Source organism: Halolamina rubra (assembly GCF_000739555.1).
Taxonomy (GTDB): domain Archaea; phylum Halobacteriota; class Halobacteria; order Halobacteriales; family Haloferacaceae; genus Halolamina; species Halolamina rubra.
In genome coordinates this window covers 18933-40211 of record NZ_BBJN01000045.1, presented here as the reverse complement: position 1 = coordinate 40211, position 21279 = coordinate 18933, and the positions used below count along the sequence as shown (strand labels likewise).

The following is a 21279-nucleotide window of genomic DNA, read 5'->3' as shown; positions in this document are numbered from 1 at the left end:
GGCGGGCCGCGGCCGCGGGAAGCGGCGCGGCCGGGTCGGGAGCCGTCGACCCCGGATCGGCCGCGGCGGCCGGAGCCGCGGCTGCCGCCGCCGGAGCTGCGGGAGCGCAGGCGTCGATAGGGTTTCAGACATACTCGTTCACCGCCGCCGTGAAGCGGTCCTCGGCGGTCGCGAGCGCCTCGCGGTGGGCGTCGACGGCCGCGGCGTGGTCGGCGTGGCTGTCGCGCAGGCGCGTCAGCGACTCATCGACGGCCGCCGCCGCGGGGCCGCCGCGGGAGTCACGCGCCGCGACGCTCCCCGCCGGCGAGAGCAGGTCGGCGAGCGTCGACTGGTCGACGTACGCCGAGAGGGAGTCGTCGAGGCTGGCGGTCGCCGCCGCGTCGAGCGCGTCGATCTGTTCGTCGACGGTCGCGTCGTCGTCGATCTCCGTCGCCGCCACGGCGACGAGTTCGTGCGCGCTGCGGAACGGGAGGCCCGCAGCGGCGAGCGCGTCCGCGACGCCCGTCGCCGTCGAGAACCCAGCGCCGGCGTCGGCCGCACAGGCCGCGGCGTCCCACTCGGCGGTGGCGACCGCGCCCGCGGTGACTTCGGTCGCCTCCGTGGTGATGTCGACGGCGTCCCAGGCGTGCGGCGTGGCGCGCTGGAGGTCGCGGTTGTACGCGCGGGGGAGCCCCTTCAGCGTCGTCAGCAGCCCCGTCAGGTCGCCCGCCGCGTCGCCGGCGACCGCACGGACCAGCTCCAGCGAGTCGGGGTTCTTCTTCTGGGGCATGATCGAGGAGGTCGAGGCGTACGCGTCGTCGAGATCGACGTGGCCGTCCTTCGCGCCCTCGATCAGGTCGGTCGCGAGCCCCGAGAGCGTCGTCGACAGCGCGGCGAAGGCGCCACAGCCCTCGAGCAGGAAGTCGCGCGCGGTCACCGCGTCGGCGGCGTTCTCGACGACCTCGTGGAACCCCAGCAGCTCCGCGGTGCGCTCGCGGTCCACGTCGAACGTCGTGCCGGCGAACGCCGCGGCCCCGAGCGGCGAGCGGTTCGTGCGCTCGTAGGCGGCGAGGAGACGTTCCGTGTCGCGCGCCACGGCGCCCGCGTAGGAGGCGAGCAGGTGGCCAACGGTGGTCGGTTGGGCGTGCTGGCGGTGGGTGAACCCCGGGACGACGGTGTCGGTCTGCTCGGCGGCCGCGTCGAGCAGCGCCGCGCGGAGGTCGAGGCTGGCTTCGGCGGCGTCGAGCAGGTCCTCGCGGAAGCGGTAGCGGATGCAGGTCGCGACCTCGTCGTTGCGCGAGCGCGCGGTGTGCATCTTCCCGCCCGCCGGCCCCACCTCGGCGACGACCGCCGACTCGATCGCCTCGTGGACGTCCTCGCCCTCGGGGAGCGCGTCGTGGCCGGCCGCCTCGACCGAACCGAGCGCGCCGAGGATCGCCGCGGCGTCGTCGTCGGCGACGATCCCCTGCTCGGCGAGCATCAGCGTGTGGGCGCGGTCGACCGCGAGGTCGGCGGCGAAGATGCGCGCGTCGGCGTCGAGGCTCGACATGAACGAGCGCGCCGGGCCCCCGGCGAAGCGCTCGCGGCGGATCACGGTCTCGCCGCTCGCCGCCGCGTCGTCGCCGGCCGCTCCGTCGCCGTTCCCGCTCATCACTCTCCGCCGTCCGTCGAGAGCGTCGCTTTCTCCTGTTCGTCATCGGTCTCGGCGCTCGCTTTGACCTGGTTCGCGAGGCGCTCCTGGAACCCGTGGTACTTCGCGACGCCGGTGGCGTCGGCCTGCTCGATCCCGTCGACGGTCTCGGTGTTGAACGAGGCCGCGTTCTCGGAGTAGACGCCGTACTCGGACTCGCGAGCGACCGGGCGGACGTGTCCGCCCTGGAGTTTGACGGTCACCGTGCCGGTGACTTTCTCCTGGGAGGCGTCGAGGTAGCCGTTCAGGCTCTCCGTCAGCGGGGAGAACACGAGCCCGCGGTAGGCCTGTTCGGCCCACTGCTGGTCGATCTGAGGCTTGAAGTCGCGCTCGGTCTTCGTGAACACGAGCTGTTCGAGCGCCTCGTGGGCGGTGAGGAGCACCGTCGCCGCGGGGTGCTCGTAGTTCTCGCGCACTTTCAGCCCGAGCATGCGGTCCTCGAGCATGTCCGTGCGGCCGACGCCGTGGGCGCCCGCCAGCGCGTTGAGCTCCTCGATCAGGTCCACGGGGTCGAGAGCGTCGCCGTCGACGGCGACGGGGTAGCCGTCCTCGAACTCGATCTCGACGAGTTCCTCGCCGCCGCTGGGGGTGTCCGTCCACTCGTAGATCTCCTCGCTGGGGACGTGGCTCGGGTCCTCGAGGTCACCACCCTCGACCGAACGGGACCAGAGGTTCGTGTCGATGCTCCAGGTGCCCTCGTTGCCGGCCTCGACGGGCAGGTCGCGCTCGGCGGCGTACTCGACCTCCCACTCGCGGGTGAGGCCGAGTTCGCGGACGGGGGCGATCACTTCGAGGTCGGAGCCGCGCCAGACCGTCTCGAAGCGGAGCTGGTCGTTCCCCTTCCCGGTACAGCCGTGAGCGATCGCGTCGCAGCCCTCTTGCTGCGCCACGTCGAGGATCGCCTCGGCGATCACGGGACGGGCCAGCGCGGTGCCGAGCGGGTACCCCTGATACGTCGCGTTCGCGCGCACCGAATCGAGGCAGAGCGACGCGAACTCGTCGGTGGCGTCGACGACGTGGATATCCAGCCCCAGCGCGTCGGCGGTCTCGCGGGCCTCCGCGAACTCGGCCTCCGGCTGGCCCACGTCGACCGTGACGGCCATCACTTCGTCGTAGCCGTACTCCTCTTTCAGTAGCGGGACACAGACGGTGGTGTCGAGTCCACCGCTGAACGCGAGCGCGACTTTCGTCATACACGACTCTGACGGACGCTACCTGATAAATACAGCGCTTTCAGTCCCGTAAGAAAATGTGCTACGACACGCTACCCGGACGAAGGAGTGGTGAACGACGGCGAAACGGTACGGGAGGGGTGAGGTGGAGTTGGGCCTAGGCGGCCCGCGGCCGGAACGCGACCCGTCGCTGTCGGACGGCAGCGACAGCGGTGTCGACGGGCGAGCCGTCGACGGCGGTGGTCGCGTGAGTCACGGGTGGGAGTGAGAGGCAGGGAGTGAAAGGTGTTTCGGCGGCACTCGCAGTCACCATCCACGGCGACCGTCCTGGAGGCGCCGCCAGCGTCGGCGGGGTCGCGGTTCCCCGGCGTCGTCGGGCGGGACACCCCTTTATCAGTACGCCGTCGCTTCTTTGGGTATGACCGTTTACGAGAGCGACCTCCCGGGCGTCGGCAAGAAGTTCGAGATCGAGCTCGACGACGGGGGGCTTCTCGTCATCGTGACGCACAACACGGGGAAACGGGAGGTGTTCCTGAAAGCCGACGCCGACGCGGACAGCGAGAAACTGTTCGAGGCGTCGGACCGCCTCGCGCGGAAGATCGGGACGATCCTTGAGGGGGCGTACTTCCAACCAGTGCAGTCAGAACAGGGAGAGACCGTGCTCTCGGACGACACGTACATCGAGTGGTACAGCGTCTCCGAGACCGCCGACGTGGCCGGGAAAACCCTCGCCGCGGCCGACATCCGCGGCCGGACGGGCGTCTCCGTCGTCGCGATCCAGCGCGGCGACGAGCTGATCTCGCCACCGACGCCGGAGACGGTTCTCGAGGTCGGCGACACGCTGGTCATCATCGGCGACCGCGAGGACTGCGCAGAGTTCGAGGAACTGCTGGGCGCCGGGCTCGAGGAGTGAGCGCGGGGGTGTGTCGAGGTGACCGATAGTGGCGGCTGAGACGGCGCTGCTCGACGTCGGGGTGTTGTTCACGGCGGTCGCGGTCAGCGGCGCGGTCGCGAGTCGGGTCGGCCAGTCGGTGATCCCGTTCTACATCGTCGCCGGCGTGGTGCTCGGATCGAACGTGCTGGGCGAACTCCCGACGCTGCCGGGCAGCGAGATCGGCGTCGGCGGGGTGACGATCACCGTGCCCGGCGCGACCGTCGGCGGCGTCGATCTGCTCGCCGCGGTCGGCGGGCTCGCGCTGGCCGAGACCGACTTCGTCGTCGTCGGCGCGGAGATCGGCATCGTCCTGCTGCTGTTCTTCCTCGGGCTCGAGTTCAACCTGAACCGACTGCTGGCGAGCAGGACCCGGATCGGCAAAGCGGGCTCCGTCGATCTACTGCTCAACTTCGGGGTCGGGCTCGTGCTGGGCTACCTCGTGTTCGGGAGCTTCCTCGCGGCGTTTCTCATCGCCGGGATCGTCTACATTTCCTCGAGCGCGATCATCACGAAGTCGCTGATCGATCTGGGCTGGATCGCCAACGACGAGTCGGAGCCGATGCTCGGCACGCTGGTGTACGAGGACCTGTTCATCGCCGTCTACCTCGTGGTCGCGTCCGCGCTGGTGCTCGGCGGCGGTGACATCGGGCAGGCGGCGGGGGAGATCGGGGTCGCCGTCGCGTTCATCCTCGCGCTCCTCGCGTTCGTCACCGTCGGGACCGAGTTCTTCAAGCGACTGCTCGAGGTCGACACGAACGAGTTCGTCGTCGTACGGACGCTCGGGCTGACGATCCTCGTCGCCGGCGTCGCGCTCGCGCTCGGCGTCAGCGAGGCGGTCGCCGCCTTCTTCGTCGGGATGGCGTTCTCCTCGACGGATCACGTCCACGAGCTGGAGCAGCTGCTCGAACCGCTGCGGGACGCGTTCGCGGCGGTGTTCTTCTTCTGGATCGGGCTCGTCACCGACCCGGGGCTGTTCACGCTGTCGATCCTCGGGACCATCGTCGCCGCGGCGCTCGTGACGACGCCGACGAAGCTGGCGAGCGGCTACCTCGCCGGCCGGATATACGGGCTCAGCGACCGCCGATCGGTCCGTGTCGGGTTCGGGATGACCACCCGCGGCGAGTTCTCGCTGATCATCGCGAGCCTCGCGCTCTCCGGCGCCGGGAGCGGGATCGCGGTGGGGACGGTGGAGACAATCTACGCGTTCACCGTCGGCTACGTGCTCGTGATGAGCGTCCTCGGCACGTCGCTGATGCAGTACTCGGACCGCCTCGAACCCGTCGCGGTGTCGCTGCTCGAACGGGTCCGCGGCGGAACGGCAGGGTAAGCGCAGTCGACTAGGAGGTGGGACCTACTCCAGTTGGGCGGCGGCCGCCCGACCCAGCGCCGCGACCCCCGCTTCCAGTTCCTCGGGCGTGCAGTGGCTGAAGGAGAGGCGGGCCGAGCGCGTGCCGCGCCCGTCGTCGCCGACGAAGAAACGCTGGCCGGGGAGGTACGTCACGCCCTCCTCGGCGGCCCGCGGGAGCAGCTCCTCGGTGTCGACGCCCTCCGGGAGCGTGACCCAGAGGAAGAAGCCGCCCTCGGGTTCGGTCCACGACGCCCCCGGCGGGAGGTGGCGCTCCAGCGCGTCGAGCATCGCGTCGCGGCGTTTCTCGTAGCCGTCGAGCAGGCGCTCCAGCGTCGGCTGGTAGTGGCCGGCGTCGATGTAGCGCCCGAGCACGCTCTGGGTGAACGTGTTCGTGCCGCCGGCGGCCATGGTGCCGATCTGCTCGATCAGCGGCTCGTCGGCGACGACCCAGCCCGTCCGGACGCCGGGGGCGATCGTCTTCGAGACGGTCCCGACCCGGATCACCCGGCCCGAGTCGTCCATCGCCGCGAGCGGCGGCGGCGACTCGCCACCGAAGCGGAGTTCGCCGTAGGCGTCGTCGGCGACGATCAGGAAGTCGTACTCGTCGGCGAGTTCGAGCACGCGCTCGCGGCGCTCGCGGGTGAGCGTCGCGCCCGTGGGGTTCTGGAACTCCGGGATCGTGTACAGCAGCTTCGGCGTCGGCTCGCCCGCCGCCTCGCGGGCGTCGAGCGTCGCTTCGAGCGCGTCGGGGTCGAGCCCCGCCTCGTCGAGGTCGACGCCCGTGAGTTCGGCGCCGCGGTTGTCCAGCACCGAGAGGCTCCAGACGAACGTCGGCGACTCCACCAGCACCTCGTCGCCGGGGTCGAGAAACGTCGAGGCGATCGCGTCCAGCGCGTACGTCGCACCGTTGGTGACGAACAGCTCGTCCCGGGTGGCGTCGATGCCGCGGGCACGCTCGCGTGCCAGCAGCCCGTCGTGGAGGCGCTCGACGTACTCGCCGCCGCCGTACTGCAGCACGTCGGCGCCCTCCTCCTCGAGGACGGTCTCGGTCGCCGCAACCAGCTCCGCGGTCGGGAACGAGTCGGGGTAGGGGAAGCCGTACGTCAGCGGCACCGCGTCGTCGGCGGCGGGGGTGGCGCTGCTGGCGTACCCCCCGCGCTCCAGCCGCTCGCGCACCGGCGACGCGAACAGGTGGTCGAACCGCTCGTCGCGCGCTTGCTCGGCCATGGACTCCGTCGTCGGCGCCGCCGGATAAACCCACTCGTGGCGGAAAGCGGCGACCGAACAGCAGCTATAAGCGCGCGCTGGCGGAAGCAATCGCCATGATGCGCCACGACGTCGCCATCGTCGGCGGCGGCTGCGTCGGGCTCTCGGTCGCGAAACATCTCGCGGAGTCGACCGACCTCGACGTCGCCGTCCTCGAGAAGGAACACCACCTCGCGAGCCACCAGAGCGGCCGTAACTCCGGCGTGCTCCACCCCGGGTTCAACTACCCGCCCGAGTCGAAGAAGGCCCGCTTCGCCACCGAGGGGACCGCGCGGATGAAGGAGTACTGCGACGAGCACGACATCCCCTGCGAGGAGTGGGGCGTCCTCGTCGTCGCCAAGAACGACGCCGAGGAGCGCCGGCTCGACGACCTCGCCGAGCAGGCCGAGGCAAACGGCGTCGCCTACGAACTCCTCGACTCCCAGGCGGCGATCCGGGAGCACGAGCCGTACGCCGAGGGGCAGGCCGCGCTGTACGCGCCGGAGGCCGCCTCCGTCGACGCCGAGCAGTACGTGTACGCGCTGGCGAAGGAGGTCCGCGAACTCGGCGTGACGCTGTACACCGGCTACGAGGTCCGACAACTGCGCCAGTCGCCGGCCGGCTACCGCCTCGAGACCAGCAACGGGCAGTTCGACGTGTCGCTGCTGGTCAACGCCGCCGGCCTCCACGCCGACACGCTGGCCCACCAGGTCGGCGTCGGCGAGGAGTACCAGGTCGTCCCGTTCCGCGGCGAGTACTACGAGGTCCGCCCGGAGCGTGCCGAGCTCTGTGAGACGATGATCTACCCGACGCCCGACCCGGAACTCCCCTTCCTCGGCGTCCACTACACCCGGCGCGCCGACGGGAAGGTGATCGTCGGCCCCAACGCCGTGCTCGCGTTCGGCCGCGAGGCGTACGCCAACACCGACCTGAACCCCGCGGAGCTGTTCGAGACGCTCAGCTACGAGGGGTTCCGAAAGCTGCTGTCCTCGAGGAAGATGCTCGGCGTCGCGTGGGACGAACTCAACAAGTCCTACCGCAAGTCGAAGTTCGTCGAGGCGTCCCAGCGGCTCGTGCCCGACGTCGCGCCGAGGACCTCAACAAGAGCTACTCGGGGATCCGCGCCCAACTCGTCAGCGAGGACGGCGAGCTCGTGAAGCAACCGCTGTTCGTCGAGCGCGACGACGCCGTCCACATCCTCAACGCTGTCTCGCCCGGGATGACCTCCTCGCTCCCCTTCGGCGAACACATCGCCGAGACGATCGCCGAGAAGCGCGATGACTGAGGCCCCGGAGTACCCCGTCGAGGAGCGGCTGCACGGCGACCTCCCGCTGACCGACGCCGACGCAGCCGCGGCGTCGATCGACGCCGACGCGACGCTGCTCACCAGCGGCTTCGGCAGCGTCGGTTACCCGAAGGCGATCCCGCTCGCGCTGGCAGAGGACAACCGCGACCTGTCGCTCACGCTCGTGAGCAGCGGGAAGGTCGGCGAGGAGATCGACGTCGACCTGATGGCGGCTGACGCGGTCGACCGGCGGATGTCCTACCAGTCCTCGGAGGTCGCCAGGGAGCTCACCGCGCGCCGTGAAGTTGCGTTCAGCGACCGGAACGCTTCCTCGCTGGGCGACGACGTGCAGTACGGCGGCGTCGTCGACCCGGACGTGGCCGTCGTCGAGGCGGTCGCGGTCGGCGAGGGCTGGTTCGTCCCCTCGACCTCGCTGGGACAGGTGCCGGCGTTCGTCGACGCCGCCGACCGGCTGTACGTCGAACTCAACCGCCACCAGCCGCTGGCGCTGCAGTCGCTGCACGACGTCTACCGACCCGAAGCGCCGCCGAACCGCGGGCCGATCCCGCTCGCGGGACCGGGCGACCGTATCGGCGACCGCCACGTCTCCTTCGACCCCGAGAAGCTGGCGGGCGTCGTCGAGACCGACAGCGCCGACGCGACGTACACGTTCCGCGACCCGACCGACGACGACCTCGCGATCGCGGCCAACCTCCGGAACTTCCTCCGCGGGGAGATGGCGCGCTCGTCGGTGTTCGACGAGGCGCTCACGCTCCAGTTCGGGGTCGGCTCGCTCGGCAACGCGCTGATGGGGGAGCTCGCGGATCTGGACGTGGGCGATCGCGACCTGATCTACTTCGGCGAGCTCGTCCAGGACGGGCTGTTGGATCTGCTCGACGACGGACGCCTGACTGCGGCGAGTGCCACGTCGCTGGCGCTGACCGACGAGGGCCAGCAGCGACTGTTCGAGCACGCCGAGCGCTACGCTGAGGACGTGGTGCTCCGGCCCGCCGACGTCTCCAACCACCCGGGACTGATCGACCGCTTCGGCGTCGTCGCGGTCAACAGCGCCGTCGAGGTCGACATCTACGGCAACGTCAACTCCACGCACGTCGCGGGCGAGCGGATGCTCAACGGCGTCGGCGGCTCGGCGGACTTCAACCGGAACGCGCTGGTGACCGTCTGTGCGCTGCCGTCGACGCTGAACGGCGGCGAGATCTCCCGGATCGTCCCGATGAGCTTCCACGTCGACCACACCGAACACGACGTGGACGTGTTCGTCACCGAGCAGGGCGTCGCCGACGTGCGCGGCCGCTCGCCGGTCGAACGCGCGGAACTGATCGTCGAGAACTGCGCACACCCCTCGTTCGCGCCGGAGCTGCGCGCGTACCTCGACGACGTGTGCGAGCGGGAGCACCACATCCCACACGACGTGGAACGCGCTGCCGAGTGGTTCGAGTGAGAACGGAAGGAAGCGGTGGCGCCTACAGGTAGAGCACCAGCCACCAGACGAAGCCCACGATCAGCAGCAGGCCGGTCAGCAGCTCGAGCGCGTTGGTGTAGCGCTCGCCGTAGGTTTCGCGGAACCGCTGCACCTTCTCGAGTTGGCGGTACGCCGGCATCAGCGGCTCGGGCACGACCTCGCCGAGCCCGCCGGCGTCCTGCATCGACTCCTCGGCGACCGCTTCGGGTGATTCGTCGCCGCTCATTGGCTCGCACCTCGACTGAAGGGGAGTTCGAGCCCGTGGTTCATCACTTTCTCGGCGACGAACACGCCGACGAACGTCGCGATGCCGGCGAGTTTCACCAGGTCGTTCGGGAACACCATGATCACTAGTCCCAGAACCGTGAGCAGCCCCCTCGCGGCGAGCTTCCGCCCGGGGGACATCTGGAACGGGTAGTTGAGTCCGTAGATGATCGTGATCGCGCCGAGCAGGACCAGCGTCCCGACGACGAGCGTGTTGCCGCCGAGGGACATCGAGATCAGCCCGGGGTTGTAGACGAACGCGACCGGCAGGACGAACAGCGGCGCGGCGATCTTGATCGCGGCGCCGCAGGTCCGCCAGAAGTTCGCCTTCGCGATCCCGGCGGCGACGACGGCCGCCGTCGCCACCGGCGGCGTGATTCCGGCCAGGATCGCCGCGTAGAACATCGTGTAGTGGGCCGTGATCGGCTCCACGTTGAAGTCGGCGACGAACGTCGGCACGATCAGGATCGCGACGACGACGTACGCCGCCACGGTGGGCATGCCGACGCCCATCAGGATCGCGACGACCATCCCCAGCAGCACCGCGAACAGCAGCACGCCGCCGGAGATGTTGATCAGCAGCAGCGCGATCTTCGCCGGGATCCCGGTGGTGCTGAACACGTTGACGACGCCGCTGATCACGACCAGGATGATCGCGATCGGCGCCAGGATGATGGCGCCGCGGCGGAACCCGTGGAGCGTGTCCTTCAGCTGGCTCCAGAGCTCCGCGACCGGGCTCACGTCGGAGCCGTCGACGACGCGCTGGACCGTCGGCATGAAGATGCCCGTGAGCGTCATCGCGACGACGGTGTACAGTGCGGAGGTCATCACGGTGAACTGGGCGATCCCCAGCAGGTAGATCAGCAGCGCGAACGGCACGCCGAACCGGATCGCCTCGAACAGCTTGTCGCTGTTCGTGAGCTCCTCGTCGAAGAACTCCGAGAACTCCATCTCCTGACTGCTGGCGTCCGACACCGCGGTGTAGTGGACCGCGATGGAGATCGACAACACCAGGATCGCCGCGGGCACGAGCCCGGCGACGACGATGTTGAGGTACGGGACGCGAGGTAGGAGGCCATCACGAACGCGGAGGCGCCCATCACCGGCGGCAGCACCTGCCCGGAGGTGGAGGCGACCGCCTCGATGGCTGCCGCGCGGTGGCCCTTCATCCCGGACTCCTGCATCGTCGGGATGGTGAAAGAGCCCGTCATCGCCGCGTTGGCGGTGTAGGAGCCGTTGATCGAGCCGATCACCGCCGAGGCCAGCACCGCCGTCTGGGCGACGCCGGACTCGATGTACTTCGCGGTCACGATGGCGACCCGGAGGATCAGGTCGAAGGCGCCGTAGGCGAACAGCAGCCCCGCGTACAGCAGGAACGGCGCGATCCAGGACGCCGTGATCTGGGTCAGGCCCCCGTAGAAGCCGTAGAGGTCGGTGACCGTCGCCTGCAGCAGCGTCGCCTGGCTCATCCCGGCGTGACCGAGCACGCCCGGCACCAGGTTGCCGTACATCCCGTAGATGAACACGCCGCCGACGAGGCCGAGGAACACGTTGCCGAACTCCCGCCAGGTGAGATACATCAGCGAGAGGATCACCATGCGGGCGAGCATGTACTCGTGTTCGAGCGCGTACCCCTGCCGGAGCAGGTAGACGTCCTCGAAGTTGAAGAAGAAGTAGATCGAGGCGGTCATCAGCGCCACCGACGACGGGATCAGCACCACGGCGTCGATCCAGTCGCCGTCCTCGACGGCGAGCCGGGTCTCGTTGAGCGCGTACACCGTCATAATGCCGCCGACGAAGCCGGCCGCGTAGCGAACCTGCGAGATGACCTGCGTCTGCGCCCAGAACAGCACCCCGACCCAGAACAGCACTGCTGCCAGCGCGACCGTGACGTCGAGACCCCGGAGGAGACCGGACGCGCGTGCGGATTCAGAATCTGTACTCATACCGGTTTGATAGTGCGAGTTGCATACTCATTTGCTGTGTCGTACGAAGCGGCGGTCCGGAGGCGCGTGGATCGCCGCGCTGTTCGGGGTTAGGCGCTCTCGCCTTCCTGCAGGCTGTCGTCCCAGGCGTCGTTGTCCTTGTAGTACTGGACGGCGCCCGCGTGAACGGGGATGTTCTCGCGCGCCGAGCCGAGCATGTCGGCCGTGCTCTCGAAGTCGTTGAACTGCTCCTCGCCGTCGTTGACCGTGTCGTTGTGCTCGTCGACGACGCGGCAGAGCTCGTAGACGGCGTCCTCGTCGGCCTCGGGGTTGAACGTGTAGTTCACCTCGAGGTTCCAGTGGAACATCTCGTCGGTGCCGATGTCGGCCTCGGCGATGGGCCAGTCCTCGTAGCTCGTGGTGCCGGTGCCGGCGCCGGGGTACGACTCCGCGGACTCCCGGAGCGCGTCGGTCGGCTCGACGTAGTGCACGTCGACGCGGGAGGCGATCTCCTGGACGAACCCGGTGTAGCGCACGCCGGGGGTGCCGTAGGCGATCGTGGCGTCGATCGTCCCCTCCTCCATCGCGCCGGGCGCGGAGTCGACGCTCATGTTCTGGATGTTCATCTCGTCGTACACGTCCGCCGTCGGCTCCTGCGACCAGACGTCGAGCGTCGTCGCGCGCGTCGAGTAGCCCGGCTCGGCGGGGTAGACGTTCGCGCCGGCGAGGTCGTCGAACGTCTCGATCCCCGTGCCGTCCCGCGCGATCACGAAGATGCTGTACGGGAAGGCGTAGAACCCGTACTGCGGGATGCTGTCGACGGGCTCCTCCGAGAACGCGCCGTCGTCGCTCATCGCCTTGCTCAGGGAGTTGTTGTCCGTGATCCCGGCGTTGAACTGGTCGTTGTCCATCCGTCGGATCGTGCCGATGTACCCCGGGCTCTCGATCGTGGAGTACTCGAGCGTGTCGCTCTCCTCGCTCACCGCGCGCTCGACCGCGAGGCCGACGTCCTGGGTGCCGCCCGCCGACGTACCGACGCGAAGCGAGAGATCGTCACTGCCACCGCCGCCGCCACCGCCACCGCCGCCGCCACAGCCGGCGAGGCCGACGGCGCCGGCGACCGCGGTACCATACAGGAACTCTCGTCGAGTCGTGGGTCTATCTGCCATGTCCACCGGAACTGCAAGGTCGACCGTTAAGGACCTGTCTGTTTATTTCATCAAAATGTGAAAGTGTAACTTCAGAATTATCCGGTTAGCCGCGATCTTTAATGGTCGTTTGTACTGTTTTTCGACCAAACAGGTTCAATTCAACAACTTATACGGACTGATATATGCCGGCAGCTGACGGGTGGACCTGGTTCTGCCCGCCAACTCAATCTTTATCCCCGCCATCCCCCTCCGGGGAACCGATGCCAGCGGACACTCCCGCCGACGTGCAGACCGATCCCGAGGCGATGCGGGTCGCCATCGGGACGTACAAGCCCGCGACCGACGACTTCCTCCGGTTCGCCGCCCAGCTCGGCGTCGACGACGTGCTGCTGACGCCCCACCGTCACGAGGGGTTCGACTCCGCGCTCCCGCTGGGGGAGGCGTGGTCGGTCGACCGACTCGTCGAACTCCGGGACCGGGCCAACGACGCCGGCCTCCGGCTGTACGGCGTCGAGAAGCTGCCCGTCCCGCTGTACGAGATCCTCCTCGCCGACGACGCCGCCGAGCGCGAGTCGAAGACGGCGATCGTCGCCGACACGATCCGCGCGATGGGCGAGGCGGGGGTCCACGTGCTCGGCTACAGCGGCCACCCGCCCGACGGCGCCGTGCGCACGACCCGCGAGCACGCGGTTCGCGGCGGCGCGCAGGCGTCGGCGTTCGACATCGACGAGATCGACGCCGTCGACCGAACCGGGCCGGACCGGGACGTGACCGAGGCGGAGATGTGGGAGCGCTACGAGGCGTTCCTCCACGCGGTCGTCCCCGTCGCCGAGGACGCCGGCGTCACCCTCGCGGTCCACCCCAGCGACCCGCCGGTCGAGGAGCTGTTCGGCATCCCGCTGCTGTTCCGCAGCCGCGAGAACTTCGAGCGCGCGCTGGCGATCCACCCCAGCGACTCCCACGGGCTCAAGCTCGGGATGGGCTGCTGGTCGGAGATGGGCGAGGATCTGCCCGACGTCATCCGGCAGTTCGGCGCGAGCGACGACCTCGTCTACGCGCACTTCCGGGACGTGGTCGGCACCGTCCCGCGGTTCAACGAGACGTTCGTCGACGCCGCGGCCGGCAACTTCGACGAGTACGAGGTGATGCGGGCGCTCGACGAGGTCGGCTTCACGGGCGTGATGACGCCCGACCACGTGCCGCTGATGGAGGGCGAGACCGACTGGGAGTTCGGCAGCACGCTCGGCCGCTCATACACCGTCGGTTACCTGAAGGGGATGCTGAAGAGCCTCGAGTGAGCCGTCGACGCCGACCTCGCCGTCAGGCCTCCCGACGCCGTGTTCAAGCCTCGGCCCAGTCCTTGAGCGCGTCCCGCACGGCCGCGAGGTCGTCGGTGTCGCCGGCGACACGTTCCTCCACGAGCACCCAGCCCTCGTCGTCGCGGTAACCCATCCCGTACAGTTTGTCGTTCGCCTGGATGGCGAGGTGACGGATGCCGTCCTCGGCGCGGGCGAGCGCGGCAGCCTCCACGAGCGCGTCGCTCTCCCGGAGCCCGCGCAGTTCCTCCTCGGTCAGCGGCCGGTCGGGCAGCGAATCGAGTTCGAACACGGGCGCCGATTGCGGCGACCCCGTGAAACCGGTTCCGGAGCCGTTCGGGGGTCTCCCTATCGAACCAGAACCCGCCGCAGAGGGCGTTAACCGCACGATACCGCCGGCAGGGCGCCGGGTTGACAGCGAAACGGCAACAACGGTTTTCACTCGCCGGGCGATACTACCCGCATGGTCTCCCTCACAAGACGGACCGCCCTCCGAACCGGCGCCGCCGCCGCGCTGGCGGGGCTGGCAGGCTGTTCCGGCGGCATCGGCGGCAGCGCGAGCGCGAGTACGACCGTCTACGGCGACTGGACCCCCGAGCGCGAGGGACGGGCGCGGAGTCCGGCGGCGAGTCGATGTGGGCGATGGAGCCCGCCGACCTGGCCGAGGCCCGCTACGCGCTCGGCGACCGCTACGACCTGATGGCCGCGTTCCTCGAGCCGCCGGTGCCGACGATGGAGTTCGGCGAGCTCGACTCGGTGTACTACACGGGCGGCTGGACCACTTCGCTGTACGGTGTCGAGGCCGAGTTCGACCGATCGGAGATGGTGACGGCCTACCGGGAGGAGCTGGGCGCCGAGACCGTCAACAGCACGTACAGCGACTACGAGCTCTACCGCGTCGACGCGACGCTGCACTCCTACCTCGTCGGCGTCGCCGAGGGCCGGATCGCGATCGCGGCCAACGGCGACCGGGACCGCGCGGCGCTGGAGTCGCTCATCGATGCCCGCGAGGACGGCGACCGCCGCGTGAGCAACGACGGGCCGCTCTCGTCGATCCAGTCCGCGATCGGGCAGGAGCCGTACACCCGGATCTCGATCGGCGACGAGGTCGGGATCCAGGTCGGCGAGACGACGCCGACCGCCGTCGCGGCCGGGTTCAACGTCACCGACACCGAGGAGGAACTGGTCAGCATCAAGACCGGGTTCGTGCTCCCGGAGACAGTCACCGATCCCGAAGCCGCCGTCGAGGCCCGGGTGAACGGCGACGTCTCCGTCGGCGTGCTCGACTTCGGCGACGCCGAGGTCTCCACCGAGGCCGGCGTCGTGGTCGCGACCGAGGAGCGCCCGATCGGCGACGCGATCTCGCTCTAGGCGCGGCCGAACAGTTCGACGCTGGTCAGGACGCCGCTCCGGAAGCAGTCGAGCGCCAGGTTCTCGTCGGGCGAGTGGTTGTTCTCGTCCTCGTTGGCGTACGGCACCGTCACGCACGGCAGTCCCAGCTCGCGCTCGAACACGGCCGTGGGGAGCGAGCCGCCGAGGGTCGGCTTCAGGATCGGCTCGGTCGGCCACGCGGCCGTGACGGCGTCCATCACCGGCTCCCGGATGGGGTGGTCCAGCGGCGTCCGCTGGGGGTACATCTGCCCCATCTTGGTGACCTCCACGTCGCAGACGCCGGTGGCGTGCTCGTGGACGTGGGCCTCGAAGGCGTCGTAGATCGCCTCGGGGTCCTGGTCGGCGACGAGGCGCATGTCCATCTTCAGCGTCGCCGTCGACGGCAGCACGGTTTTGCTCCCCTCGCCGCCGTACCCCGAGGTGAACCCGCAGATGTTGCAGGTCGGGTAGTACAGCAGCTTCTCCAGGTAGCTCTCCCCCGGCCCCTCGGCGAACGCCGGGATGTCGAGATCCGCCTTGATCGCCTCGGCGTCGAACGGCATCGCCGCCAGCGCCTCGCGGTCGCGCTCCTCGATCGGTCGCACGTCGTCGTAGAACCCGTCGATCGTCACGCGGCCGGTCTCGTCCTTCAGCGAGGCGACGATGCGGACCAGCTCCCACGCCGGGTTGGGGACCGGGCCGCCGTAGTTGCCCGAGTGGAGGTCACGATTGGGCCCCGTCACGTCGACCTGGACGTACTGCATCCCGCGAGCGCCCATCAGGACGTGCGGCCGACCGGACTCGTCGATCGGGCCGTCGGCGACGTACGCGAGGTCGGCGTCGCCCAGCACGTCGGCGTACTCCCGGACCACGCCGTCGAGGTTCGGGCTGCCGCTCTCCTCCTCGCCCTCGAGCAGGAGCGTCACGTTGGTCGGCAGCCCGGTCGTCTCCCGCAGCGCGCGGACCGCACAGAGGTGGGCGAACCACTGGCCCTTGTTGTCGCCGGCGCCGCGGGCGTAGATCCTCTCGCGACCGTCCGGCCCCGCGCGGATCGTCGGCTCGAACGGCGGGGTGGTCCACTCGTCGGGATCGGCCGGCTGCACGTCGTAGTGGCCGTAGACGAACGTGGTCGGCGCGTCGTCGGCGCCGTCGACGGCGTCGGCGTCCGCCTCGGCCCGGGCGATCACCGCCGGCTGCCCCGGCGTCTCGACGCGCACCACGTCGTCGAAGCCGTACGACAGGCAGAGCTCCTGAACCAGCTCCACGCAGTCGGCGACGCCCTCGCCGGTCGCGCTGATCGACGGCTGGGAGAGGAGCTCGAACAGGTCCGCGAGCTGGTCGTCCTCGTGGTCGTCGACGAACTGCCGCGCGTCGGCGCTCATCGGCGCTCACCTGTGGGTTCGTTCATGTGTACTCGTGACACGGGACGGGGTAAATCCCCATCGAACCCGGCGACCGGCGCAGTCCCCGCAGGCGACGGCTCGGCCCCGCCTCACTCGACCCGACCGAGCGCGATCTCCCGGGCCGTATCGTCGGGGCGCTCGGTCGTGAGTTCGATCACGTCGACCCACTTAACGCTCTCCCAGCAGTCGGCGTCGCCCGGCTGGACGAGCCGCGCCGGGCCGCCGTGTTCGGTCGGCAGCGGCTCGCCGTCGAGTTCGAGCGCCAGCACCGCGTTCTCGAGGCGGTCGAGCCGGAAGGCGCAGGCGTAGTCGCCGTCCATCGCGCGGACGAGCGCGAACTCCGTTTGCGGCGTCGGGTCGACGCGGTCGAGCAGGTCGCCGACCCGGACGCCGCGCCAGGCGAGCCCTTCGGCGACCCAGCCCGCCTCGCAGGCGAAGTCGCCGGTGAACGCCGCCGCCGGGAGCGCCGCGAGGTCGGCGGCGTCGAACGTCCGTTCCCGGCGGACGCTCCCGCGGATAGTCAGCGCCCAGTCGTCGGTCGTGACCGATCCGGGAACGTCGTGGCTGGGGAGGTCGTCCATCGGTCGATACTGGGGGCCGTGGCCCATGAATCCGGCCACGAACCAGTACGGGAGGGCGTCGATCGAGCAGGAGCGCCGGCGACCCTAGAGCGACAGCTGCGTCACGTCGATGATCCGCCCGTCGCTGGTCAGTTCCGCCATCGCCGACTCGGGCACCTCGTTGTCGAGGCTATACACCGTCAGCGCCTCGCCGCCGATCGTCTCGCGGGCGTTGTACATCCCCGCGATGTTCACGTCGTGGTCGCCGAGCACGGTGCCGATGTGGCCGATCACGCCCGGCGCGTCCTCGTTGCGCGCGACGAGCATGTGGCCGTGCGGGAGCGCGTCGACGCGGTAGCCGTCGATCGAGACGAGCCGGGGCTCGTCGCCCGTGAACAGCGTCCCCGACACCGCGAGCTCGTCGTCGCCGTCGCCGACGGTGACGGTGAGCAGGCTCCGGAAGTCCTCGGAGCTCCGGGTCTTGGTCTCGGTCACGTCGACGCCGCGCTCCTCGGCCACTCGGGGGGCGTTGACGGCGTTGACCTGCCACTCGAGCGGTTCGAAGGCGCCCTGCAGCGCGCTAGCGGTGACCAGTTCCACGTCCTCGTCGGCGATCTCGCCGGCGTAGGACACCTCGATCTCCTCGACCCGACCGTCGAACAGGCCGGCGGCGACGCGGCCGGCGGTCTCCGCGAGCCCGATGTACGGCTCGATGCGCGGGAACGCGCTCTCGTCGACCGACGGCGCGTTGAGCGCGTTCATCACCGGCTCGCCGTCGAAGGCGGCGAGCACCTGCTCGGCGGTGGCGACGGCGACGTGCTCCTGGGCCTCCGCGGTCGAGGCGCCGAGGTGGGGCGTCAGGACGATGTCCTCGACCTCGCGCAGCCGCGACGCCTCGGGTAGGGGCTCGTCGGCGAACACGTCGAGCGCCGCGCCGGCGACGACGCCGTCCTCGACAGCGTCGGCCAGGGCGGGCTCGTCGACGACGCCGCCGCGGGCGACGTTGATCACGTAGCCGTCCTCCATCTGCGCCAGTTCCGCCTCGCCGATCAGCCCCTCCGTCTCGTCTGTCAGCGGGACGTGGACCGTGAGGAAGTCGGCGCGGTCGATGCAGTCGTCCAGTTCGACCAGTTCGGCGCCGATCTGCTCGGCGCGCTCCTCGCTGATGTACGGGTCGTAGGCGACCAGCTCCATCCCCAGCGAGCCCAGCCGCTTGGCGGCCTCCTGCCCGACGCGGCCCAGGCCGACGATCCCCAGCGTCTTGCCGTTGAGCTCGGTGCCGAGGAACTCACCTTTCGCCCACGAGCCCTCGGTCATGCGCCCGTGGGCCTGCGGGATCGAGCGCGCGGTCGCGAACGTCATCCCGACGGTGTGTTCGGCGGCCGCGCGGACGTTCCCCTCCGGCGCGTTCGCGACGATCACGCCGTGGTCGGTGGCGGCGTCGATGTCGATGTTGTCGACGCCGATGCCGGCGCGGCCGACGATCTGGAGGTTCGGCGCGGCGGCGAACAGCTCCTCGGTCACGTCGGTGCCGGAGCGGACGATCAGCGCGTCGGCGTCGGCGACGGCGTCGAGCAACGCCGTCCCGGCGGCGTCGTACGCCGTCTCTACCTCGTGGCCCGCCTCTCGAAGCCGCTCGATCCCGGCGTCGGCGATCGGATCCGTAACGAGTACTCGCACGGCCGGAGTGAGCAACCCGCCGGGGTTAACGCTTTCTCCACCGTGTGGCCGGTTACCACCCGAAAATAGCCACGATCGTGCATTTATAACGGTTCACGAAAGTATACCTGTTCAGCTACGTGCGCTTTCACAAGGGGAATAACCCCGGCGCTCACAGGGAGGGTATGAGCCTCGTCGCCTTCGACTTCGACGGCACGCTCTCGGACTCGGAGATGCTGATCGCGCTGGGCGAACGCCACGGCGTCGCCGACGCGATCGGCGAGATCACCGCCCGCGCGATGCGGGGGGAGATCTCCTACGCCGAGAGCCTGCGGGAACGCGCAGCGATGGTCGCCGGCCTGCCCGACCACGAGGCCGCCGCGGCCTACGAGGAGACCACGCTCCGACCGGGCGCCGCCGACGTGATCGAGCGCTTGAACGACGCCGGCCACACGACGGCGATCCTGACCGGCGGGTTCACGCCCGGCGTCGAGGCGGCGCTGTCGCGTGACGGCGCGAGCGTCGACCGCCTCGTCGCGAACGACCTCCCGACGGCAGAGGGCGAGCTCACTGGCGAGGTCGAGGGGCCGCTGATCGAGGGGACCAAGGACGACGCGCTGCGGGCGCTCTGCGAGGAGTACGGCGTCGACGCCGCGGACACCGTCGCCGTCGGCGACGGCGCGAACGACCTGCCGATGCTGCAGGCGGCGGGCCACGCCGTCGGGTTCGAGCCGAAGGACGCCGTCGAACCGCACTGCGACGACGTGGTGACGACGATGGACGCGCTGCGGGAGCTGTTCGAGCGGACCGGACTGCTCGCCTGAGCGCGGGGGACCGGCCCGCGGAGCGATCGAAATCGGCGGTCCGCTCCGTCGGTTGTGTCGGTGCCACATCGGGCGGCGGCGGCGACGGCCCACGACGCGGTGTTCTACCGGCCGGTCGAGGCAGCGAAAACCGGTATCGACGGGCAGTAGCCGGCCTGCCAACAGGTTTATGGCTCAGAGCGTTCGTAATATTGGACGTAATGAGCAAGACCGACATCGACGCGGGCGAGGTCGCCCGTCGGATCGTCGAGGACGACGCCGAGGAGCTGTTCGTGCTGGACGTGCGGAACGAACCGGACCACGACGAGTGGCAGATCCCGGGCAGCACCAACCTCCCGGTGTACGACGAACTGCTGGCCCACGACTTCTCCGGCCTCGAATCCCGCCTCGACGAACTCCCCGAGGACACCGAGATCGCCATCGTCTGCGCCGCCGGCGTCACCTCCGCCAGGGCCGCGGAGTTCCTCCGTGACAACGGCTACGACGCGAAGTCGATCCCGAACGGGATGAACGCCTGGGGGCGCGTCCACCGCGAGTACGCGATCGACGACGTCGACGGCGTCGTCCAGATCGTCCGCCCCGGCACCGGCTGTATCTCCTACCTGGCCCACGACGGCGACGAGGCTGTCGTCGTCGACCCGACGCAGTACGTCGATCGTTACCTGAACGCGGCCGACGAGCACGACCTCGAGATCGTCGGCGTCGCCGACACGCACGCCCACGCCGACCACGTCTCCGGCGCGCGGCGCCTCGCCGGCGAGCTCGACGTGCCGTACTACCTCCACGGCGATGACGCCGGCGAGCTCGACGACGTGACCCGGATCGAGGACGGCGACGGGATCCCCGTCGGCGAGCGGACGCTCGACGTGCGGTTCACGCCCGGCCACACGCCCGGCAGCGTCTCCTTCGAGTTCGGGAACGCCCTCCTCTCGGGCGACACGCTGTTCCTCCGTAGCGTCGGCCGGCCCGACCTGGAGGACAGCTCCGAGGACGCGGTCCGCGAGGCGGCGAGCCAGCTGTACGACAGCCTCGAGACGCTCACCGAACTGCCCGACGAGACGGTCGTGCTCCCGGGCCACTTCAGCGACGAGTCGATCCGCCCGCTCGCGACGAAGCTCGGTGATCTCCGCGCGGAGACGACGAACGAGCTGCTGAGCTACGTCGCCGACGGCGACGAGACGGCGTTCGTCGAGACCATCGTCGAGAGCCTCTCCGACGAGCCCGCGAACTACAACCAGATCAAGCAGATCAACTGGGGGAAAGAGCAGCCGAGCGGCGACGTGGAGTCGCTCGAACTCGGCCCCAACAACTGCGCGGCCAACTGATCGGCACAGCGCCTATCGAGAACAGGTAGCCCCGACGCTCGGGGCGACGCGCCGTTTTACTGCCGCGAGAACGTGTCGAACCCGAACACGCGGTGGATCAGACACCGCTGGGTGAGCCCGGTCCCGAGTAACACGGCGCCGACGACGAGCAACACGGCGCCGACGGTCGTTCCGCCGGGGATCGTGCCGAGCAGCGCTGCGACACCCAGGATCGCGAGCAGCGGTCCGGCGACGAGGCGTGCGGTACGGTCGAACCCGCCGACGTTTCGCTCCATACTCGAGGGTTCGTCCACTCGATCATAAACCTTCGGCCCGTATTGTGTGGTGAGTTCAAAACTCCAGCCG

18 protein-coding genes and 2 pseudogenes are annotated in these 21279 nt (G+C 69.7%); 9 read left to right on the top strand and 11 right to left on the bottom strand.

Annotation, left to right across the window (positions count from 1 at the left end; genetic code table 11):
• Positions 1 to 124: 124 nt before the first annotated feature.
• Positions 125 to 1630 (bottom strand): argininosuccinate lyase, encoded by a 1506-nt coding sequence (argH, locus tag ACP95_RS12200; protein ID WP_049981472.1) that lies wholly within the window; start codon positions 1628 to 1630, stop codon positions 125 to 127.
• On the bottom strand, positions 1630 to 2862 hold the full coding sequence (locus ACP95_RS12195; protein WP_049981471.1) for an argininosuccinate synthase: 1233 nt from the start codon (positions 2860 to 2862) through the stop codon (positions 1630 to 1632). The genes argH and ACP95_RS12195 overlap by 1 nt, the downstream gene beginning before the upstream one ends.
• A gap of 397 nt (positions 2863 to 3259) precedes the next feature.
• Here ACP95_RS12195 and ACP95_RS12190 point away from each other — a divergent pair, with 397 nt between their 5' ends.
• Positions 3260 to 3754, top strand: coding sequence for a cation:proton antiporter regulatory subunit (locus ACP95_RS12190; protein WP_049981470.1), 495 nt, complete (start codon positions 3260 to 3262; stop codon positions 3752 to 3754).
• Positions 3755 to 3782: 28 nt separating this feature from the next.
• Positions 3783 to 5102 carry a cation:proton antiporter gene (locus ACP95_RS12185; protein WP_082224679.1) on the top strand — a complete coding sequence of 440 codons (1320 nt, stop codon included), beginning with the start codon at positions 3783 to 3785 and terminating at the stop codon, positions 5100 to 5102.
• A 24-nt stretch (positions 5103 to 5126) separates the two neighbouring features.
• On the opposite strand, the gene ACP95_RS12180 is transcribed toward ACP95_RS12185, so the two are convergent.
• Positions 5127 to 6350 carry an aminotransferase-like domain-containing protein gene (locus ACP95_RS12180; RefSeq protein ID WP_049981468.1) on the bottom strand — a complete coding sequence of 408 codons (1224 nt, stop codon included), beginning with the start codon at positions 6348 to 6350 and terminating at the stop codon, positions 5127 to 5129.
• Between the two features lie 95 nt (positions 6351 to 6445).
• Between ACP95_RS12180 and lhgO the strand changes: the two are divergent.
• Positions 6446 to 7653, top strand: a pseudogene (lhgO, locus tag ACP95_RS12175) (L-2-hydroxyglutarate oxidase).
• Positions 7646 to 9115, top strand: a complete 1470-nt coding sequence (locus tag ACP95_RS12170; RefSeq protein ID WP_049981467.1) for an acetyl-CoA hydrolase/transferase C-terminal domain-containing protein — start codon at positions 7646 to 7648, stop codon at positions 9113 to 9115. Before lhgO ends, ACP95_RS12170 begins: the two are co-directional and overlap by 8 nt.
• Positions 9116 to 9137: 22 nt before the next feature.
• Here the strand turns inward: ACP95_RS12170 and ACP95_RS12165 are convergent, their stop codons facing one another.
• The 3 genes and pseudogenes from ACP95_RS12165 to ACP95_RS12155 all read right to left on the bottom strand — a co-directional run bounded on the left by ACP95_RS12165 (position 9138) and on the right by ACP95_RS12155 (position 12494).
• A complete protein-coding gene (locus ACP95_RS12165) occupies positions 9138 to 9362 on the bottom strand; it encodes a hypothetical protein (RefSeq protein ID WP_049981466.1) in 225 nt (74 codons plus the stop codon).
• Positions 9359 to 11346: pseudogene (locus tag ACP95_RS12160) on the bottom strand (TRAP transporter permease). Before ACP95_RS12160 ends, ACP95_RS12165 begins: the two are co-directional and overlap by 4 nt.
• A gap of 89 nt (positions 11347 to 11435) precedes the next feature.
• Positions 11436 to 12494, bottom strand: a complete 1059-nt coding sequence (locus ACP95_RS12155) for a TAXI family TRAP transporter solute-binding subunit (protein ID WP_049981465.1) — start codon at positions 12492 to 12494, stop codon at positions 11436 to 11438.
• 242 nt (positions 12495 to 12736) lie between these two features.
• Here ACP95_RS12155 and ACP95_RS12150 point away from each other — a divergent pair, with 242 nt between their 5' ends.
• Positions 12737 to 13774, top strand: a complete 1038-nt coding sequence (locus tag ACP95_RS12150) for a mannonate dehydratase (protein ID WP_049981464.1) — start codon at positions 12737 to 12739, stop codon at positions 13772 to 13774.
• 43 nt (positions 13775 to 13817) lie between these two features.
• On the opposite strand, the gene ACP95_RS12145 is transcribed toward ACP95_RS12150, so the two are convergent.
• Entirely contained in the window at positions 13818 to 14084 is a 267-nt protein-coding gene (locus ACP95_RS12145; protein ID WP_049981463.1) for a hypothetical protein, read from the bottom strand.
• A gap of 171 nt (positions 14085 to 14255) precedes the next feature.
• On the opposite strand from ACP95_RS12145, the gene ACP95_RS15890 reads away from it, so the two are divergent.
• Complete coding sequence (locus ACP95_RS15890) at positions 14256 to 14492, top strand: hypothetical protein (protein ID WP_161782069.1); 237 nt, start codon at positions 14256 to 14258, stop codon at positions 14490 to 14492.
• Positions 14435 to 15163, top strand: coding sequence for a hypothetical protein (locus tag ACP95_RS12140; RefSeq protein ID WP_049981462.1), 729 nt, complete (start codon positions 14435 to 14437; stop codon positions 15161 to 15163). The genes ACP95_RS15890 and ACP95_RS12140 overlap by 58 nt, the downstream gene beginning before the upstream one ends.
• Here ACP95_RS12140 and ACP95_RS12135 read toward each other — a convergent pair.
• The 3 genes from ACP95_RS12135 to serA all read right to left on the bottom strand — a co-directional run bounded on the left by ACP95_RS12135 (position 15160) and on the right by serA (position 18806).
• Positions 15160 to 16545, bottom strand: coding sequence for a M20/M25/M40 family metallo-hydrolase (locus ACP95_RS12135; RefSeq protein WP_049981461.1), 1386 nt, complete (start codon positions 16543 to 16545; stop codon positions 15160 to 15162). The genes ACP95_RS12140 and ACP95_RS12135 overlap by 4 nt on opposite strands.
• 110 nt (positions 16546 to 16655) lie before the next feature.
• Positions 16656 to 17147 carry a molybdopterin-dependent oxidoreductase gene (locus ACP95_RS12130; protein ID WP_049981460.1) on the bottom strand — a complete coding sequence of 164 codons (492 nt, stop codon included), beginning with the start codon at positions 17145 to 17147 and terminating at the stop codon, positions 16656 to 16658.
• A gap of 84 nt (positions 17148 to 17231) precedes the next feature.
• Positions 17232 to 18806: a phosphoglycerate dehydrogenase gene (serA, locus tag ACP95_RS12125; protein WP_049981459.1), complete on the bottom strand. Its 1575-nt coding sequence runs from the start codon at positions 18804 to 18806 to the stop codon at positions 17232 to 17234.
• Between the two features lie 164 nt (positions 18807 to 18970).
• Between serA and serB the strand changes: the two genes are divergently transcribed.
• Positions 18971 to 19609 carry a phosphoserine phosphatase SerB gene (serB, locus tag ACP95_RS12120; RefSeq protein ID WP_049981458.1) on the top strand — a complete coding sequence of 213 codons (639 nt, stop codon included), beginning with the start codon at positions 18971 to 18973 and terminating at the stop codon, positions 19607 to 19609.
• 200 nt (positions 19610 to 19809) lie between these two features.
• A complete protein-coding gene (locus ACP95_RS12115; RefSeq protein WP_049981457.1) occupies positions 19810 to 20934 on the top strand; it encodes an MBL fold metallo-hydrolase in 1125 nt (374 codons plus the stop codon).
• Positions 20935 to 20990: 56 nt separating this feature from the next.
• Here the strand turns inward: ACP95_RS12115 and ACP95_RS12110 are convergent, their stop codons facing one another.
• A complete protein-coding gene (locus tag ACP95_RS12110) occupies positions 20991 to 21209 on the bottom strand; it encodes a YgaP family membrane protein (RefSeq protein ID WP_049981456.1) in 219 nt (72 codons plus the stop codon).
• Between the last annotated feature and the right edge of the window lie 70 nt (positions 21210 to 21279).

Excerpts from the sequence above, each read along its gene's own strand:
- argH (WP_049981472.1), bottom strand. The coding sequence starts at position 1,630 with ATGAGCGGGAACGGCGACGGAGCGGCCGGCGACGACGCGGCGGCGAGC.
- ACP95_RS12195 (WP_049981471.1), bottom strand. The coding sequence starts at position 2,862 with ATGACGAAAGTCGCGCTCGCGTTCAGCGGTGGACTCGACACCACCGTC.
- ACP95_RS12190 (WP_049981470.1), top strand. The coding sequence starts at position 3,260 with ATGACCGTTTACGAGAGCGACCTCCCGGGCGTCGGCAAGAAGTTCGAG.
- ACP95_RS12180 (WP_049981468.1), bottom strand. The coding sequence starts at position 6,350 with ATGGCCGAGCAAGCGCGCGACGAGCGGTTCGACCACCTGTTCGCGTCG.
- ACP95_RS12170 (WP_049981467.1), top strand. The coding sequence starts at position 7,646 with ATGACTGAGGCCCCGGAGTACCCCGTCGAGGAGCGGCTGCACGGCGAC.
- ACP95_RS12165 (WP_049981466.1), bottom strand. The coding sequence starts at position 9,362 with ATGAGCGGCGACGAATCACCCGAAGCGGTCGCCGAGGAGTCGATGCAG.
- ACP95_RS12155 (WP_049981465.1), bottom strand. The coding sequence starts at position 12,494 with ATGGCAGATAGACCCACGACTCGACGAGAGTTCCTGTATGGTACCGCG.
- ACP95_RS12150 (WP_049981464.1), top strand. The coding sequence starts at position 12,737 with ATGCCAGCGGACACTCCCGCCGACGTGCAGACCGATCCCGAGGCGATG.
- ACP95_RS15890 (WP_161782069.1), top strand. The coding sequence starts at position 14,256 with ATGGTCTCCCTCACAAGACGGACCGCCCTCCGAACCGGCGCCGCCGCC.
- ACP95_RS12140 (WP_049981462.1), top strand. The coding sequence starts at position 14,435 with ATGGAGCCCGCCGACCTGGCCGAGGCCCGCTACGCGCTCGGCGACCGC.
- ACP95_RS12135 (WP_049981461.1), bottom strand. The coding sequence starts at position 16,545 with ATGAGCGCCGACGCGCGGCAGTTCGTCGACGACCACGAGGACGACCAG.
- ACP95_RS12130 (WP_049981460.1), bottom strand. The coding sequence starts at position 17,147 with ATGGACGACCTCCCCAGCCACGACGTTCCCGGATCGGTCACGACCGAC.
- serB (WP_049981458.1), top strand. The coding sequence starts at position 18,971 with ATGAGCCTCGTCGCCTTCGACTTCGACGGCACGCTCTCGGACTCGGAG.
- ACP95_RS12115 (WP_049981457.1), top strand. The coding sequence starts at position 19,810 with ATGAGCAAGACCGACATCGACGCGGGCGAGGTCGCCCGTCGGATCGTC.
- ACP95_RS12110 (WP_049981456.1), bottom strand. The coding sequence starts at position 21,209 with ATGGAGCGAAACGTCGGCGGGTTCGACCGTACCGCACGCCTCGTCGCC.